We start from the raw sequence: 14,839 nt of genomic DNA on the forward strand, positions 1-14,839 counted from the left end.
GGGTGGTCGAACACACGCGGAAGGGTCGGCTGGTTGTACTGGTCGGCCCCTCGGCCGTAGGCAAGTCCACGGTCGTGCGGTGCGTGCGGGAACGCCTGCCCGAACTGGTCTTCAGTGTGTCGGCGACGACCCGGGCCCCCCGGCCCGGGGAGGTCGACGGACTCGACTACCGGTTCGTCTCCCGTGACCAGTTCGACGCCATGATCGAGGCGGGCGAACTGCTGGAATGGGCGGACATCCACGGCGGCCTGCAGCGGTCGGGGACCCCGGCCGGCCCGGTGCGCGAGGCGCTGAACGCGGGCATGAACGTGCTCGTCGAGGTGGATCTCGAGGGCGCGCGCTCGGTGCGCAAGGCGATGCCGGAAGCTCTCCTGGTCTTCCTCGCCCCGCCGAGCTGGGACGAACTGGTCTCCCGGCTCACTTCACGCGGCACCGAATCGCCGGAGGTGATCGAGCGCAGGTTGCAGACCGCGCGCACCGAACTGGCGGCATGTGACGAGTTCGACATCGTCATCGTGAACGACGAGGTGACCAGCGCCTGTGAGCAGTTGGTATCGTTGTTCGTTAGCACAAATTCGAGGTAGCCGCCGAACACCCGTGTCCCGGTCATCGCGGCCGGGGCCAGGGCGGCGGTATCGCACGCTCGACTACCCGCTGATTTTTCCACGACAACCCGCAGGAGCCTCACCAGTGAGCGACACCAAGACCGCGCCCGCGTACGACACCCCGGTCGGCCTGACCAACCCGCCGATCGACGAGCTGCTCGAGCGCACGTCGTCCAAGTACGCGCTGGTCATCTACGCCGCCAAGCGGGCCCGCCAGATCAACGACTACTACAACCAGCTCGGCGACGGCATCCTCGAGTACGTCGGTCCGCTGGTCGAGCCGGGCCTGCAGGAGAAGCCGCTGTCGGTGGCGATGCGCGAAATCCACTCCGACCTGCTCGAGCACTCCGAGGGCGAGTAACCCATCTCGCGTTCGCGCGTGATGCAGCAGTATCGAACTCCCCGCGTGGCCGGGGACGAGCCCACGGAGGCGTAGTGACCACACGCATCGTCGTCGGCGTCAGCGGAGGGATCGCCGCCTACAAGGCCTGCGCGCTCGTCCGGCGCTTCACCGAGACGGGGCACGAGGTCAGGGTGATCCCGACCGAGTCGGCTCTGCAGTTCGTCGGCAAGGCGACCTTCGAGGCGCTGTCCGGGAACCCGGTGCACACCGACGTGTTCACGGATGTGCCGGAGGTCCCGCACGTCCGCCTGGGGCAGGAGGCCGACCTCGTGGTCATCGCCCCCGCCACCGCGGACCTGATGGCGCGCGCCGCACACGGCCGCGCCGACGACTTGCTCACCGCCACGCTGCTGACGGCGCGATGTCCCGTGCTCTTCGCGCCCGCGATGCACACCGAGATGTGGGAGCATCCGGCGACCATCGCCAATGTCGAGACGCTGCGCAGGCACGGCGCGACCGTCATGGAGCCCGCCTCCGGACGCCTCACCGGCACCGACACCGGTCCGGGCAGGCTGCCCGAGCCCGAGGAGATCTTCGGGCTGGCCGCGCTGCTGCTGGAGCGCGCCGACGCCATTCCGCGCGACCTGGTCGGCCGTCGCCTGGTGATCACCGCGGGCGGCACCAGGGAACCGCTGGATCCGGTGCGCTTCCTCGGCAACCGCAGCTCGGGCAAGCAGGGCTACGCGCTGGCCAGGGTCGCCGCGCAGCGCGGCGCGCACGTCACGCTGATCGCCGGCAACACGATCGAGATGGCCGCTCCGGCGGCCGTCGATTTGGTGCACATCACCACGGCCGAGCAGCTGAAGACGGCGGTGGAGAAGCACGCGGTCGGCGCCGACGCCGTGATCATGGCCGCCGCCGTCGCCGATTTCCGGCCGACGAACGTGGCCGCGGCCAAGATCAAGAAGGGCGCGGGCGAGCCGGACGTCATCCCGTTGACCAAGACCGACGACATCCTCGCCGGTCTGGTGCAGTCGCGGCGCGACGGCCAGCTGGCGGGCACCGCCATCGTCGGCTTCGCCGCCGAGACCGGTGACGAGCACGGCGACGTGCTCACCCACGCGCGCGCCAAACTGGCCCGCAAGGGGTGTGACCTGCTCGTAGTCAACGCGGTCGGCGAGGGCAAGGCCTTCGAGGTCGACACCAACGACGGCTGGCTGCTCGGCGCCGACGGCACCGAACAGGCTCTCGACCACGGGTCGAAGGCGCTGCTCGCCAGCCGTGTGCTGGACGCGCTCGGCACGCTGCTGCGCGCCGGGTAGCCTTGGCTCGATCGAATTCCGTTGCCGCGCCGAGCGATCGGCGTGCCGCTCGATCCGGACGTCGACTGCGGGCGCAGTGCGCGAATGTGCGCCGCGACCACCGCGGGTGCGGATAGTCTGGGACGGCGATAACCGGCGGATTCGTCGCGTCGTGGGTTTGGAATAGTCTGAGATGAAGGGTTGCGCGACGGCGGTATCGCATTACTGTCGCTGTGGCCATCCGATACGAGAAACCCGTTGAGGGAGAGGGAACAACTGTGCGCACGTCTGGCAGCCGCCTATTCACCAGTGAGTCCGTGACCGAGGGTCATCCGGACAAGATCTGTGACGCCATCAGCGATTCCATCCTCGACGCGTTGCTGGCGGAAGACCCGCGCAGCCGGGTCGCCGTGGAGACGCTCGTGACCACCGGCCAGGTGCACGTCGCGGGCGAGGTGACCACCTCCGCCTACGCCGACATCCCGCGCATCGTCCGCGAGAAGGTCCTCGAGATCGGATACGACTCGTCCGCAAAGGGTTTCGACGGCAACTCGTGCGGTGTCAACATCGCCATCGGCGCCCAGTCGCCCGATATCGCGCAGGGTGTCGACACCTCGCACGAGGCGCGCGTCGGCGGCGAAGACGACGAGATCGCCAAGCAGGGCGCGGGTGACCAGGGCCTGATGTTCGGCTACGCCAACACCGACACCCCCGAGTTGATGCCGCTGCCGATCGCGCTCGCACACCGGCTCTCGCGCCGCCTGACCGAGGTCCGCAAGACGGGCGTGCTGCCGTACCTGCGTCCCGACGGCAAGACCCAGGTCACCATCGAATACGACGGCCACCGGCCGGTCCGGCTCGACACCGTGGTCATCTCCACCCAGCACGCGGCCGACATCGACCTGGACAACCTGCTCGCGCCCGATATCCGCGAGAAGGTGCTGGACTCGGTGCTCGCCGACCTGAGCCTGCCCACCCTGGACATCTCCGACGTCCGGTTGCTGGTCAACCCGACCGGCAAGTTCGTGCTCGGCGGCCCGATGGGCGACGCGGGCCTGACCGGCCGCAAGATCATCGTCGACACCTACGGCGGCATGGCCCGGCACGGTGGCGGCGCGTTCTCCGGCAAGGACCCGTCGAAGGTCGACCGCTCGGCCGCGTACGCCATGCGCTGGGTGGCCAAGAACGTGGTGGCCGCGGGCCTGGCCGACCGGGTCGAGGTGCAGGTCGCCTACGCCATCGGCAAGGCCGCTCCGGTCGGTCTGTTCGTCGAGACCTTCGGCACCGAGAAGGTCGACCCGGAGCGCATCTCGACCGCGATCACCGAGGTCTTCGACCTGCGTCCCGGCGCCATCATCCGCGATCTGGACCTGCTGCGCCCGATCTACGCGCCGACCGCCGCCTACGGCCACTTCGGCCGCACCGACGTCGACCTGCCGTGGGAGCACACCGACCGCGCCGACAAGCTGCGCGCGGCCGCCGGCCTGTAGGCCGGCCGGGCCGGAGTGAGCCGACCCGCGGCGGACCAATCCGCCACCTCCACGGATGATGTGTCCGTGGGACCGACGACGACAGCGGAAGCACCCGCGCGACCTATCGCTCGGGTGCTTCCGCTGTTGACGCCCGCGCACCTGGACCGCGATTTCGACTACCTGGTGCCCCCCGAGTTCGACGAGATCGCCCAACCGGGCGTGCGGGTGCGCGTCCGCTTCGCGGGCCGCCTCGTCGATGGTTACGTGCTCGCCCGCCTGACGCACAGCGAGCACGGCGGCAAGCTCGTCAAGCTGGAGCGCGTCGTCTCCGCGGAACGCGTCCTCACGCCCGAGATCCTGGACCTCGCCACCGCCATCGCCGCCCGCTACGCGGGGACCCGCGCGGATGTGCTGCGGTTGGCGATTCCGCCGCGGCATGCGCGGACGGAGAACGGGGGGACCAAGAAGGTAGGCGTTCGTTCGTCCGGTGCGTCGTCGGCGGACGAAGAAGGGGGCGACTCCGTCTCCGTCGCCGATCTCGAGCAGCAGGGTGCGCCTGAGGTCATGGCGGAGAACAGACATGCGGACCCGCCGATGCGAGTTGTCGAAAACGGTTCTGTACCAGGCCATTCGGCTGGCGAGTCCGATGCGTCCGCTTCCGATGACTCGGGCGACCGTAGCGCGGCTGCGGATGTGCCGCGAAATATTCTCGGCGAGAACGATTCTCGCACTCCACGATCGGCGACCGTCCCGACCGGAGACGATGGCTTCGTCTCGACCGAGGACGCGAGGATGGCTCCGGAGCTTCGCGGGACCGCCACTGGCGCCGTCGCGACAGACGTGGTCACGGATGGCCCGGCTGCCGTCGGTAGTGCCGCTGCGGGTAGCGAGCTGGCCGGCGGTGCAGACGAGAATCGTGACTCGGCCGAGCAAGTCGCCGCTGCGAGCGGCACGGCGCCGGGTGCGGCACCCGTTGTAGGTGGTGCAGAGGAAAGTGGTGCCGGGGCCGAGCACGATGGGGCTGCGGGCGGTGCGGTGCAGGGTGCGGCGCCCGTGGCAGGTGCTGGTGGGGGAGCAGCGGATAGTGGCCCTGCGGGGGGTGCATCCCGGAGCGCCACACCGGTGGATGATGTGGCCGAAGGTGGCGCCGACGCGGTCGATGGCGTCGCGGGCGGCGGGGCAGACGCGGTCGATGGTGTAGCGGGCAGCCGTGGTGGCGAGACCGCGCCCGGTGCGGTCGCGGGCGGAGCCGCCGCGGCTGCCAACCGTGCAGTCGGCCCGAAGGCGTTGCCGCAGAGCACATCCGGGGTGCGTTCGGAGCTGGGCTTCGATACCGCGCCGTGGGAGCGTTACGTCCACGGCGGTGCGTTCCTCGCGGCGCTCGGACAGGGCAAGGGGGTGCGGGCGGCCTGGCAGGCGATGCCGGGGGAGGACTGGGCCCGGCGGCTCGCGGAACTCGCCGCGACAGTGGTCGGGGCCGGGCGCAGCGCGATCCTGATGGTGCCCGATCAACGGGATCTGAATCGCGTCCTCGCCGAATGCGTTCGGCTGGTGGGTGATTCGGCCGTCGGGTTGACGGCGGGGCTGGGACCCGCCGCGCGGTATCGGCGATGGCTGGCGGTGTTGCGCGGCAGCGCGAAGGTCGTCGTCGGCACGCGCAGCGCCGTGTTCGCGCCCGCCGCGAACCTGGGTCTCGTCGCGATCTGGGACGACGGCGACGACACCTACGCCGAGCCCCGCGCGCCCTACCCGCACGCGCGCGAGGTGTCGATGCTGCGGGCGCACGAGACCGGGGCGGCGTTCGTCGCGGCCGGGTTCGCCCGCACCGCGGAGATCCAAGCGGTGGTGGATTCCGGCTGGGCGCACGACCTCGTCGCCGATCGCTCGGTGCTACGCAAGGCCGCGCCTCGAATCAGCGCTCCTGGCGACAGCGACATGGCGATGGAGCGCGATCCCGTGGCGCGCGCGGTCCGCATCCCCGGCGTCGCGTTCGCGGCGGCACGGGCCGCGTTGAAGGAGGGGGCCGCGGTGCTGGTGCAGGTACCGCGCCGCGGCTACGTCCCCGCGTTGTCCTGCGCGAAATGCCGGACGCCCGCACGGTGCAGACACTGCAACGGCCCGCTGGCGCTTCCGGAAAGCACGCCCGGCGGCGTCCACGAGGCGCACAGCCCGAGCTGCCGGTGGTGCGGCATCACCGAGACCGCGTTCCGCTGCTCGGCCTGCGGCTCCCGCGCCTTGCGCGCCGTCGTGATCGGCGCCGTGCGCACCGCCGAGGAACTGGGCCGCGCCTTTCCCGGCGTGCCGATCCGCGGTTCCGGCGGCGGCGCGGTGCTCGACACCGTCGAACCGGGTCCGCAGGTGATCGTCTCCACCGTCGGCGCGGAACCGGTGGTGCGCGGCGGGTACGGCGTCGCCCTGCTGCTGGACGGCTGGGCGCTGCTCGGCCGCGCCGACCTGCGCGCCGCCGAGGACGCGCTGCGCCGCTGGATGTCGGCCGCGGCGCTGGTCCGCCCGCACGGGCAGGTCGTGGTGATGGCCGAGCCGTCCCTGCCGACCGTGCAGGCGCTGGTGCGCTGGGACCCGCTCGGACACGCCCGCGCCGAGGTCGACGCCCGCGCCGAGGTCGGTTTCCCGCCCGCCGTCCGCTTGGCCGCGGTGGACGGCGCCACCGAGGCCATCGACGAACTGCTCACCGCCGCCGACCTTCCCGCCGACGTCGAGGTGCTCGGCCCCGTCCCGCTCCCCGCCACCGCACGCAAACCCTTCTCCGGTGACTCCCCGGCCGAAGTCGAACGCATGCTCCTGCGCGTTCCCCGCCGCACCGGCGCCGCCCTCTCCCGCGCCCTCACCACCGCCCAAGCCATCCGCAGCACCCACCGCTCAGACGCCCCCCTCCGCGTCCAAATCGACCCCATCGACATCGGCTGACCCCCAGGTGCCCTGTCACGCCGGTCGAAACCCCACACCGCCGTCAGATCGCCGAACGAAGCCCGTGCGGAGCTCCGGGCGGGAGCAGCGTGCACCCGCTGGGCGCGGACGCCGGGTCCTGCGCGTCAGGCGAAGACAGCCCGATTCCGTTCCGCCCATTCGGCATACGTGCTCGCTGGCCGACCGAGCACCTTCTCGATGTCCGGGCTGATGAGCAGTTCGTCGGGCGTCGGCGAACCGAGAATCTCCAGCGTGTGGTCGGCGACCGCTTTCGGCATGAAGCGGAGCATGGCTTCGCGCGCTTGGGCCGCCGAGAGTTCGACGAAACGGACTTCGGTGCCGAGGGCCGCACCGAGTGCCGCCGCCTGCTCGCGTGGCGTGATCGGTACGGGTCCGGTCAGGGTGTAGATCCGGCCGGCGTGCCCGTCCTCGCGCAACGCCGCGGCGGCGACGGCCGCGATGTCGGCCGGGTCCACCGAGGGCAGCCCGACCGATCCGAACGGCGCGGCGACGGTCTGCTCGCCGCGCACCGACTCCACCCACGCGTAGGTGTTGCTGAAGAAACCGCCGGGCCGCAGGATGGTCCATTCCAAAGACGAAGCCCGAAGTGCCTTCTCGTAAGCGCGCATTCGGTCGTAGCCCGCGGCATCGGGGCGGGTTTGAGTACCGAGCGAGGACACGAAGACCACCCTCCGTACGCCCGCCTCGGCAGCGACGCCCAGAACTTCCTCCGGTTCCGGTCCCGCCATCAACTGCTCACCGGTGATCAACAGGAACAACGCCTCGGCGCCCGCGAGGGCGGGGGAGAGGCTCGCGGGATCGGCGAGATCCGCCGCGACGTGCCGGACTCCTTCCGGTAGGGCGATCGACCCGACTCCCCGCGAGACGGCCGTCACCCGCGTCCCCGACGCTGCGAGCAGCGGGACGAGCGAGCGTCCGATATTGCCGGTCGCCCCGGTCACCACGATCATGTGCACTCCTAGTTAGTTGGCTGACTAAAAGAAACGTAGTGGAGGATCGCGCGGCTGTCTATAGTCAGTTGTGTGACTAACTCAGTCGAGAAGGCGGGCAAGCGCGAGCGGCTGGTCGACGCGGCAGTGCGCGAGTTCTACGAGCGCGGCGTCGAGAAGACCACCATCGCCGACATCGCGCGCACCGCCGAAGTGCCCGTCGGCAACGTGTACTACTACTTCAAAACCAAGGATCAGCTGATCGAGGCGGCCATCGGCGCGCACGCGAAGGGTCTGGACGAGCTCACCGCGAACTTGGATGCCCTGCCGACGCCGCGGGAGCGGCTGAAGGCGCTGGTCCAAGGCTGGGTCGACGAGCGCGAGATGGCCGTCCGGCACGGCTGCCCATTCGGCTCGCTGACCGCCGAGCTGCACAAGCGCACCGACCCGCTGGACGGTCGCGCGGCCGACGTGATGCGGACGCTGCTGGACTGGGTCGAGCGACAGTTCGCGGAAATCGGCCGCGCCGACGCCCGGGATCTCGCGGTGGCGCTCATTGCTTCCTATCAGGGAATCTCCCTGCTCACCAACACCTTCCGTGATCCCGAGCTGATGGCGGCCGAGGGAAAGCGGCTCCAGGACTGGATCGACTCGCTGTAGCGACTTGCTTCGGGCGCGCCTGTGGTGCACAGGCGCGCCCGAGGCGTTTCTCGCGGGGAATACTCGAAGACCTCCTTGTGTTCGATGCATTGTCGATATATCGTCGATACTGTGAAATGAACACGAGAGCCCAAGGAGGGCCGACATGGAAAACATCGAGAACACGCAGAACAGAGAGTTCGGACGCGGCGGCCGTTGGCGCAAGCCCGGCCGTGGCGAGTTCGGACGCGGACCGCACCGGCACGGCGGCAGGCACGGCTTCGGCCCCGAGTTCGGTCCCGGCTTCGGTCCGGGTTTCGGGCCGGGCTTCGGCCCGCAATTCGGACGAGGTCGCGGCCGCGGGGGTCGTGGCAGGCGCGGCGACGTGCGCGCCGCCGTGCTGCTGCTGCTGACCGAGCGGCCGATGCACGGCTACGAGCTGATCCAGCAGATCCGTGAGCGCAGCGACGACATCTGGCGGCCGAGTCCCGGATCGATCTACCCGGCGCTCGCGCAGCTGGAGGACGAGGGCCTGGTCCTCATCGAGAAGGTTGCCGGTCGCAAGACCGCCAAGCTCACCGAGGCGGGCGGCGAGTACGTCACCGAGCATCGTGAGGAACTCGGCGACCCCTGGGCGCAGGTCAAGGCGGACGTCGGCGCGCAAGCTATCGACCTGCGGGGATTGGTCGGCGGAGTGATGGGGGCGGTCGCACAGGTGGCCGCCGTCGGCACCCCCGAGCAAGCGGCGAAGGCGGCCGAGATCCTGAACGACACTCGCCGTTCGCTCTACCGCATCCTCGCCGAGGACGAAGCTACCGAATAGTAACGATCACGAAACATCGCTCGAGCGTGCGTTTTTCGCGTCGATCGGGTAGATCATTGTGATATGGAACAGCCGATTGGTTCGTGGGGTTGGGGTAGGTCACAGGTTTGGCGCGGCGCAATGGCGTTCGCGCTGGTCGCGGGAGTGCTGGTCGGCTCGGGTGTGGGCGGGTCGACCACCGCCGTCGCCGAACCGGGCGATATCGCCGAACCGCTCGTCGTCCGGGCGCCCGACGTGCCGACCGTCGGCGCGCCGCCGCAGCCCGACCACCTGGCCGCCGCGCGGCTTCTGAAGGAGAACAAGAACGCCACGCCGCTGGGCACCAACGATTTCGGTTGCCGTCCCACCGCGGCCCACCCCCGTCCCGTCGTGCTGGCGCACGGCACCGACTCCACCGCCTACTCCGATTGGTCGGCGATCGGTCCGCAGTTGGTGGCGGCCGGATTCTGCGTCTTCGCGCTCAACTACGGCGGCGCGCCGGGCGCCGACACCTACGGCACCGAGGACCTGCGCGCGAGCGCCCAGCAGATCGGCATGTTCGTCGATCGGGTGCTGGCGGCGACCGGCGCCGCGAAGGTGGATCTCGTCGGATTCTCCCAGGGCGCCAACGTGACCCGGCTCTACACCAACAAGCTCGGCGGCGCCGCGAAGGTGGCCCAGTGGGTCGGCGTGGCGTCGCCGAGCTACGGCGGGGTGATGTACGGGCTGGTGCCGGTGGCGCAGGTGATCCCGGGCGCGCTGGACGTGTTCGCCAGGGTCACCTCGACCGCGGCGGTGCAGCAGGCGCAGGGCTCGCCGATCATGCTCGAACTCAACGCGGGCGGCGATACCGTGCCCGGTGTCCGCTACGTGACCATCGGCAGCCGGGTCGACGAGATGATCCAGCCCTTCAGCAATATCGCGCTGCGTGGGGCGGGCGCCGAGAACATCGTCGTGCAGGATCTGTGCCCGGCCAACCTGACCGGTCACTTCCACATGGTCTACGACCCGTTCGTGCAGCAGCTGGTGCTGCGGGCGCTCGATCCCGTGCACGCCCCGACGCCCACCTGCGCGGCGGTGCCGCTGGGCACCGGTATCCCGCAGGTGATCATCGCGGGCAATTCCTGATCGGGGTCGGCCGGGCGGGATGTGAACCGCCCGGCCCGATCACCGCAGCCGGGCGCCGTAGACGTGCTCGACCGCGATCGTGACGAGCACCCGCCGCTCGGCGACCATCACCGCTCGGTACTCCGCCCAATCGGGATGCTCGCCCGCGGCGGCGCGGTAGTACTCCACCAGGGCCTCCACCTCGGGACCGTGCGGATCCGTTCCGGGCCCCGTCAGTGTCGCGGTGCCCTCGGCGGTGGTCCACGCCCAGCCGTCCGGTCGGGTGACCTCCAGACTGGCGCGCGGGTCGCGCCGCAGGTTGACCGTCTTGGCCGAACCCTCGTCGGTCGCGAAGTAGATCCGGTCCGTCGCGCGGTCGTAGTACGGCGTCACGGGTGAGAGCTGGGGCCGTCCGGACGCTTTGATGGTCGCGAGCACACCGAGTTCGCTCTCCCCCAACAGCGCGCGAGGGTCGAACGGTTCGGCGCTCACCGTGGCGTCACCGAGTCGTCCCGGAACAGCTCGATCAAGGCCGCGTAGCCTTCGTCGCCGCGTCCGGCGGTCACGGCCCGGTCCGCCAATGCCTTGACGAACCTGGGGATTTCGGCGCTGACGCCCGCCGCCTCGCACTCCTCGATGACGTGCTCCATGGTGGCGAGGTGCGTGTGGATTGTGGCGTCCAGCACCGGGTAGTCGCGCGCGTCGATCTGCTGCGCGTATCCGGTCAGCCAATCACCGACGGTGCCGACGCCGCGAGTCGCCAAGGGCGCGAAGGCATCGGCGCGTACTCCGGCGGCGCCCAGCAGTGCTGCGCTGTGCAGAAACGCGTTCAGGATTCCCCACATCAGATTCAGCACCGCCACGTCGTGCAACGACGACAGACCGTGGTCCTCGCCGAGATAGGTTGCGCGGCCGAAGTTCTGGAGGGTCTCTTCGTGTGCGTCGAAGGCCGCGCGCGGGCCGCTGTAGATGATCTCGGCATCCGTCGAGCCGATCGCCGCGGGAACGCCGAGGATGGCGCCGTCGAGATACGCGCACCCTTGCCGCGCCGCCCATTCCGCGGTCTGTCTGGCCTGCGCCGAGGTGCCCGAGGTCAGGTTCACCAGGACGTGTCCGTCCAGCGCCCTGTTCAGCGGATCCAGGATCTCGTGCACCGAGTCGTAGTCGGACAGGCACACGACAAGGAGCCGACCGGCCGCGACCGCGTCGCCGACGGACGCCGCGAGCTCGGCGCCGTCCGCCACCAGATCCGCGGCTTTCGCCGCCGTGCGATTCCACATCACGGTCCGATATCCCTTGCGTTGGAACGCTTTCGCGAGCGCGTGACCCATCATGCCGAGGCCGAGGACCGTCACGGTCTCGGTGCCGGATTCGCGCGTCGGCGCCTGCTCTTGTGTCGAGTCGATCGTCATGACACGATCCTCAACGTTCACACCGGTATGAAGGTCAAGGAGCGCGCCATGTTGATCGGCGAACTGAGCAGACGAACCGGGGTCCACGCCCATCAGTTGCGGTATTACGAAGCCCAGGGGCTGCTCGAACCCGACCGCGGCAGCAATGGCTACCGGCAGTACGCCGACGACTCGGTGGTGACGGTGACGCAGATCAGGAAGCTCCTCGACGCGGGCCTGTCGACCGAGGAGATCGGCTACCTCCAGCCGTGCATCACCGGCGAGGACGCCGATCTCGTACCGTGCCCGGAGTTGTTCGACACCCTGCGCGGCCGCCTCGCCGGACTCGACGAGCAGATCGCCACGCTGACCCGGACGAGACAGGCGCTGCTCGACTACATCGAGAACACCGAGGAGCGCGCGCCCTCGGGTGACTATTCGCCGTGCGAGACCACCGCGGGTCGGTGAGTTCAGAGGTATTCGGCGACAACGTGATAGAGGCCGGGGTTCGCGTCGGCGAATTTCTCGGCCTCCGCGACCGAGGCCACCACCGTCTTGTTGAGTCCGGCGGCCTCGCACGCCTCGACGCTGTCCCAATGGGCGACGTTGATCAGCTGGAATCGAGTGTCGGACATCAGCGCTCGGTGCAGTCGCACATCGCGGAATCCGGGTGCTTCGCGCATGAGAGCCGCGCGTTCGCGCCACTGCTCGACGAATTCCTCGATGCGGTCGGCGGGTAGTTCGATCACATTGATGAAGGTGACGCCCTGATCAGGCATGGTGAATGTCCTTTCGTCTTCGGTGATTTCGGTTCGAAGTAGGAGATGTCATCCGCGCAGCAGTTGACGGACCAGCGCCTCGCTCCACCACCGCTCGACCTGGTCGGGTTGCCACCCGCGTTCGACGGTGAGCGTGGTGTAGACGTCGATGTTGCACAGCGCGGCGTAGATGTCGAGGGCGGTGGACAGGTCCACGCCGGGACGCAGGGCGTCATCCGGCCAAGCCTCGAAGACCTCGGCGCGGACCCGGTCGGCCGCGCGGCGGACCTGCGCGTAGACGGTGGCGAAATCAACCTCGGTGCGACCGGCTTCGCGGATCAGCGCGACGAGATCACCGGCGCGTTCGAGGAGCCGACGGTCGTAGCCCGCCATTGCGGCGAGTTGCCGCTCAGGCGTGGTGGATTCGTCCAATTCGGTGAGCAGGCGGGGGAGATCGGCGGACAGGTCGGCCGCGTCCACCAGCGCCCAGACCAGGCCCGCCTTGTTGCCGTACGCGGCATAGACCGTCGGCACCGAAACGCCCGCCTCGCGCGCCACATCGCGCACGGTGGTCGACGCCCAGCCCTGCGCGACGAACAGCCGACGAGCGGCGTCGGCGATCTCCACCCGCGTGCGCTGCGCCTGAGCGTGTCGCCGCAGGGAATCGTAGGTTCGCCGCGGGGGTGGTTCGGTCACTCACCTCTCCGATTTCTGCCTCATATATTGATTAGAGTACACGTAAAGTCAATAGGATCTCGCGCGCCGAAGCAGTTACTGAGACTGCGGGTCCTACCAATATGTCCTGGGAGACAAAGGAAGTCGGGAAGTCGCCCAGCTGCCACAAAGTCGGTTGTGAGGTGGCGGGAGTGGGGTTTCGCGAGGATACGGTGGGGAAACGTGTTCTAGCCGCGGGAGGTTCGATGTCCGCAGAGCAGGTCGCCGAGGACCTAACGGTGTCAGGTCGTCCCGTATCGACGCATTTGCGGGACGTTCGCACGATCTCGGAGCGGATGGTCGGTCACTTCCTGGAGACGGTCGTACCGTGCAACACCCTGCCCGGTGACGCGCTGGACGGCGATGTCGCCGCGGTAACGCGTGTGTGCCTGGAGCTGGCGACACGGATGCTCGACGGCGGTGACGACATCGATGCCGAGATCGGGCGGGTCGGCGTGGCGGCCGCGCAGTGGGCGCGCGAGGGAGTTCCGATCGACACGATCCAGCACGCCATCCACGCGGGTGTCAAACTCGGCTTCGATATGGTCCTGGCCAAGGCGACGACCAGCGACCAGCAGAGTTTGCTGAATGTCGCACGGCGGCTGATGGATATCCTGGACACCATCGGCGCGACCGTGTCGGTCGCCTACGTGCGAGAGCTCAAAGCCGTGGTCAGCGAACACCATGCGGCGGTGCACACGCTCACCTCGGCGCTGCTCGGCGGCAACAGCACCTCCACGATGGCCCGCGAGTGCGGCGTCCCGATCGCGGACGCCTATCACATTCTGGCACTGCATATTCCGCCGCACCGCGACGAAGCGAATCCCAAGCTCGATCCGAAGGTGGTGGCGCGGCGCAAGTTGCGCCGGGTGCAGGCGGAACTGGCGACCCGATGCGGGGAACGCGCGCTCTCGCTGTTGAGCGTCGACGGAGGAACGATTCTGCTGCCCGCCAACGAATTCGAGGACGACACCTTGGATTTCCTGGTGAAGTGGCTGTCGGACGCGGCTCAGACGCCGATCAGGGCGACCGCGGTGGAGGCTGGGCTGCGGCGCATTCCCGAGGCCGCCGACGAGGCGCACGAGCTGCTGGACATCGTGCAGCGCTTGCGGTTCGACACCGGGTTGTATCGGTTCAACGACATGGCGTTGGAGTATCAGCTGACCCGTCCCGGCCCGGCCCGCGATTTCCTCGGTTCGCTGCTGGATCCGTTGGAAGAGTATCCGGAGTTCTTCGAGACCCTGCAGATGTACATCGCCACCAACCTCAACCGCCAGCGCACCGCGCGCCTGCTGCACGTGCACACCAACACCGTCGACTACCGCCTCAAGCGAATCGGTCAGCTCATCGACTTCGACCCGACCCAGGCCTCGGGACTCTGGTACCTGCGCTCGGCGATGGTGGCCCGCAGTCACCGCGACGCCGATTTCACCGAGCGGCGGGTTGCCCGGTAGCGAACGCCGAAATGCCCACGCCGGTCACCGCTTCAGCGGCACCGCTGGCGGCTGCTCCATTTGCACACTGCACATCCGGCCGACATGCGTGGCGGTCGTTCCGCGGTCGTACATGCCCATCACCAGCACCGACGGATCACGGCGCACGCCGTCGACGGTGCCATCGAGCGCGCACACGATCTTCACGGTGCCACCGGGAATCTTGTTGCGTCGCGCCGGCTCCGGTTGGTCGACGTCGAATCCGAACGCTCGCCGAACCCCCAACCCGCCGAACAAGGCAGGCGGCGCATGGACGACGTGCTCGGCGGCCACCTGGAAGGCGCCCCGGGCCTCCAGCAATCGGCTGACCTCCACCCGGCCAGCGTATCTCTCGCG

The 14,839-nt window shown here is 69.2% G+C and carries 16 protein-coding genes; 10 read left to right on the forward strand and 6 right to left on the reverse strand.

Going from position 1 to position 14,839, the window contains the following annotated elements; translation table 11 throughout:
* Nucleotides 1-2 precede the first annotated feature (2 nt).
* The 5 genes from gmk to AB0H49_RS07165 all read left to right on the forward strand — a co-directional run bounded on the left by gmk (nt 3) and on the right by AB0H49_RS07165 (nt 6,649).
* Complete coding sequence (gene gmk / locus AB0H49_RS07145; RefSeq protein ID WP_357248255.1) at nt 3-584, forward strand: guanylate kinase; 582 nt, start codon at nt 3-5, stop codon at nt 582-584.
* A gap of 106 nt (nt 585-690) precedes the next feature.
* On the forward strand, nt 691-966 hold the full coding sequence (rpoZ, locus tag AB0H49_RS07150; RefSeq protein ID WP_067780290.1) for a DNA-directed RNA polymerase subunit omega: 276 nt from the start codon (nt 691-693) through the stop codon (nt 964-966).
* A 74-nt stretch (nt 967-1,040) separates the two neighbouring features.
* Nucleotides 1,041-2,270, forward strand: coding sequence for a bifunctional phosphopantothenoylcysteine decarboxylase/phosphopantothenate--cysteine ligase CoaBC (coaBC, locus tag AB0H49_RS07155; RefSeq protein WP_354999766.1), 1,230 nt, complete (start codon nt 1,041-1,043; stop codon nt 2,268-2,270).
* Between the two features lie 257 nt (nt 2,271-2,527).
* A complete protein-coding gene (metK, locus tag AB0H49_RS07160; protein WP_354999767.1) occupies nt 2,528-3,739 on the forward strand; it encodes a methionine adenosyltransferase in 1,212 nt (403 codons plus the stop codon).
* A 66-nt stretch (nt 3,740-3,805) separates the two neighbouring features.
* Nucleotides 3,806-6,649: a hypothetical protein gene (locus AB0H49_RS07165; protein WP_357248259.1), complete on the forward strand. Its 2,844-nt coding sequence runs from the start codon at nt 3,806-3,808 to the stop codon at nt 6,647-6,649.
* Between the two features lie 125 nt (nt 6,650-6,774).
* On the opposite strand, the gene AB0H49_RS07170 is transcribed toward AB0H49_RS07165, so the two are convergent.
* Nucleotides 6,775-7,620, reverse strand: a complete 846-nt coding sequence (locus AB0H49_RS07170) for an NAD(P)H-binding protein (RefSeq protein WP_357248262.1) — start codon at nt 7,618-7,620, stop codon at nt 6,775-6,777.
* A gap of 72 nt (nt 7,621-7,692) precedes the next feature.
* On the opposite strand from AB0H49_RS07170, the gene AB0H49_RS07175 reads away from it, so the two are divergent.
* The 3 genes from AB0H49_RS07175 (at nt 7,693) to AB0H49_RS07185 (ending at nt 10,168) form a co-directional block, all read left to right on the forward strand.
* Nucleotides 7,693-8,259 (forward strand): TetR/AcrR family transcriptional regulator, encoded by a 567-nt coding sequence (locus AB0H49_RS07175; protein ID WP_357248266.1) that lies wholly within the window; start codon nt 7,693-7,695, stop codon nt 8,257-8,259.
* 145 nt (nt 8,260-8,404) lie between these two features.
* Nucleotides 8,405-9,061, forward strand: a complete 657-nt coding sequence (locus tag AB0H49_RS07180; RefSeq protein WP_354999771.1) for a PadR family transcriptional regulator — start codon at nt 8,405-8,407, stop codon at nt 9,059-9,061.
* Between the two features lie 63 nt (nt 9,062-9,124).
* Nucleotides 9,125-10,168 (forward strand): alpha/beta fold hydrolase, encoded by a 1,044-nt coding sequence (locus tag AB0H49_RS07185; RefSeq protein ID WP_357248270.1) that lies wholly within the window; start codon nt 9,125-9,127, stop codon nt 10,166-10,168.
* A 39-nt stretch (nt 10,169-10,207) separates the two neighbouring features.
* On the opposite strand, the gene AB0H49_RS07190 is transcribed toward AB0H49_RS07185, so the two are convergent.
* Nucleotides 10,208-10,639 (reverse strand): PPOX class F420-dependent oxidoreductase, encoded by a 432-nt coding sequence (locus AB0H49_RS07190; protein WP_357248273.1) that lies wholly within the window; start codon nt 10,637-10,639, stop codon nt 10,208-10,210.
* Nucleotides 10,636-11,559: an NAD(P)-binding domain-containing protein gene (locus tag AB0H49_RS07195; protein WP_357248276.1), complete on the reverse strand. Its 924-nt coding sequence runs from the start codon at nt 11,557-11,559 to the stop codon at nt 10,636-10,638. The genes AB0H49_RS07190 and AB0H49_RS07195 overlap by 4 nt, the downstream gene beginning before the upstream one ends.
* Nucleotides 11,560-11,607: 48 nt before the next feature.
* On the opposite strand from AB0H49_RS07195, the gene AB0H49_RS07200 reads away from it, so the two are divergent.
* A complete protein-coding gene (locus tag AB0H49_RS07200; protein WP_354999775.1) occupies nt 11,608-12,006 on the forward strand; it encodes a MerR family transcriptional regulator in 399 nt (132 codons plus the stop codon).
* Between the two features lie 2 nt (nt 12,007-12,008).
* On the opposite strand, the gene AB0H49_RS07205 is transcribed toward AB0H49_RS07200, so the two are convergent.
* Both AB0H49_RS07205 and AB0H49_RS07210 read right to left on the reverse strand, forming a co-directional pair.
* On the reverse strand, nt 12,009-12,317 hold the full coding sequence (locus tag AB0H49_RS07205) for an antibiotic biosynthesis monooxygenase family protein (protein ID WP_354999776.1): 309 nt from the start codon (nt 12,315-12,317) through the stop codon (nt 12,009-12,011).
* 48 nt (nt 12,318-12,365) lie between these two features.
* Entirely contained in the window at nt 12,366-12,992 is a 627-nt protein-coding gene (locus AB0H49_RS07210) for a helix-turn-helix domain-containing protein (RefSeq protein WP_357248281.1), read from the reverse strand.
* 224 nt (nt 12,993-13,216) lie between these two features.
* Here AB0H49_RS07210 and AB0H49_RS07215 point away from each other — a divergent pair, with 224 nt between their 5' ends.
* Nucleotides 13,217-14,464 carry a helix-turn-helix domain-containing protein gene (locus AB0H49_RS07215; protein WP_354999778.1) on the forward strand — a complete coding sequence of 416 codons (1,248 nt, stop codon included), beginning with the start codon at nt 13,217-13,219 and terminating at the stop codon, nt 14,462-14,464.
* A gap of 24 nt (nt 14,465-14,488) precedes the next feature.
* On the opposite strand, the gene AB0H49_RS07220 is transcribed toward AB0H49_RS07215, so the two are convergent.
* Nucleotides 14,489-14,818, reverse strand: coding sequence for a hypothetical protein (locus tag AB0H49_RS07220; protein WP_357248284.1), 330 nt, complete (start codon nt 14,816-14,818; stop codon nt 14,489-14,491).
* Between the last annotated feature and the right edge of the window lie 21 nt (nt 14,819-14,839).

Origin of the sequence: Nocardia sp. NPDC050713, assembly GCF_040654315.1 — a bacterium.
Lineage (GTDB): Bacteria > Actinomycetota > Actinomycetes > Mycobacteriales > Mycobacteriaceae > Nocardia.

Excerpts from the sequence above, each read along its gene's own strand:
- AB0H49_RS07180 (WP_354999771.1), top strand. The coding sequence starts at position 8,405 with ATGGAAAACATCGAGAACACGCAGAACAGAGAGTTCGGACGCGGCGGC.
- AB0H49_RS07215 (WP_354999778.1), top strand. The coding sequence starts at position 13,217 with ATGTCCGCAGAGCAGGTCGCCGAGGACCTAACGGTGTCAGGTCGTCCC.
- AB0H49_RS07195 (WP_357248276.1), bottom strand. The coding sequence starts at position 11,559 with ATGACGATCGACTCGACACAAGAGCAGGCGCCGACGCGCGAATCCGGC.
- AB0H49_RS07170 (WP_357248262.1), bottom strand. The coding sequence starts at position 7,620 with ATGATCGTGGTGACCGGGGCGACCGGCAATATCGGACGCTCGCTCGTC.
- AB0H49_RS07185 (WP_357248270.1), top strand. The coding sequence starts at position 9,125 with ATGGAACAGCCGATTGGTTCGTGGGGTTGGGGTAGGTCACAGGTTTGG.
- AB0H49_RS07205 (WP_354999776.1), bottom strand. The coding sequence starts at position 12,317 with ATGCCTGATCAGGGCGTCACCTTCATCAATGTGATCGAACTACCCGCC.
- AB0H49_RS07200 (WP_354999775.1), top strand. The coding sequence starts at position 11,608 with ATGTTGATCGGCGAACTGAGCAGACGAACCGGGGTCCACGCCCATCAG.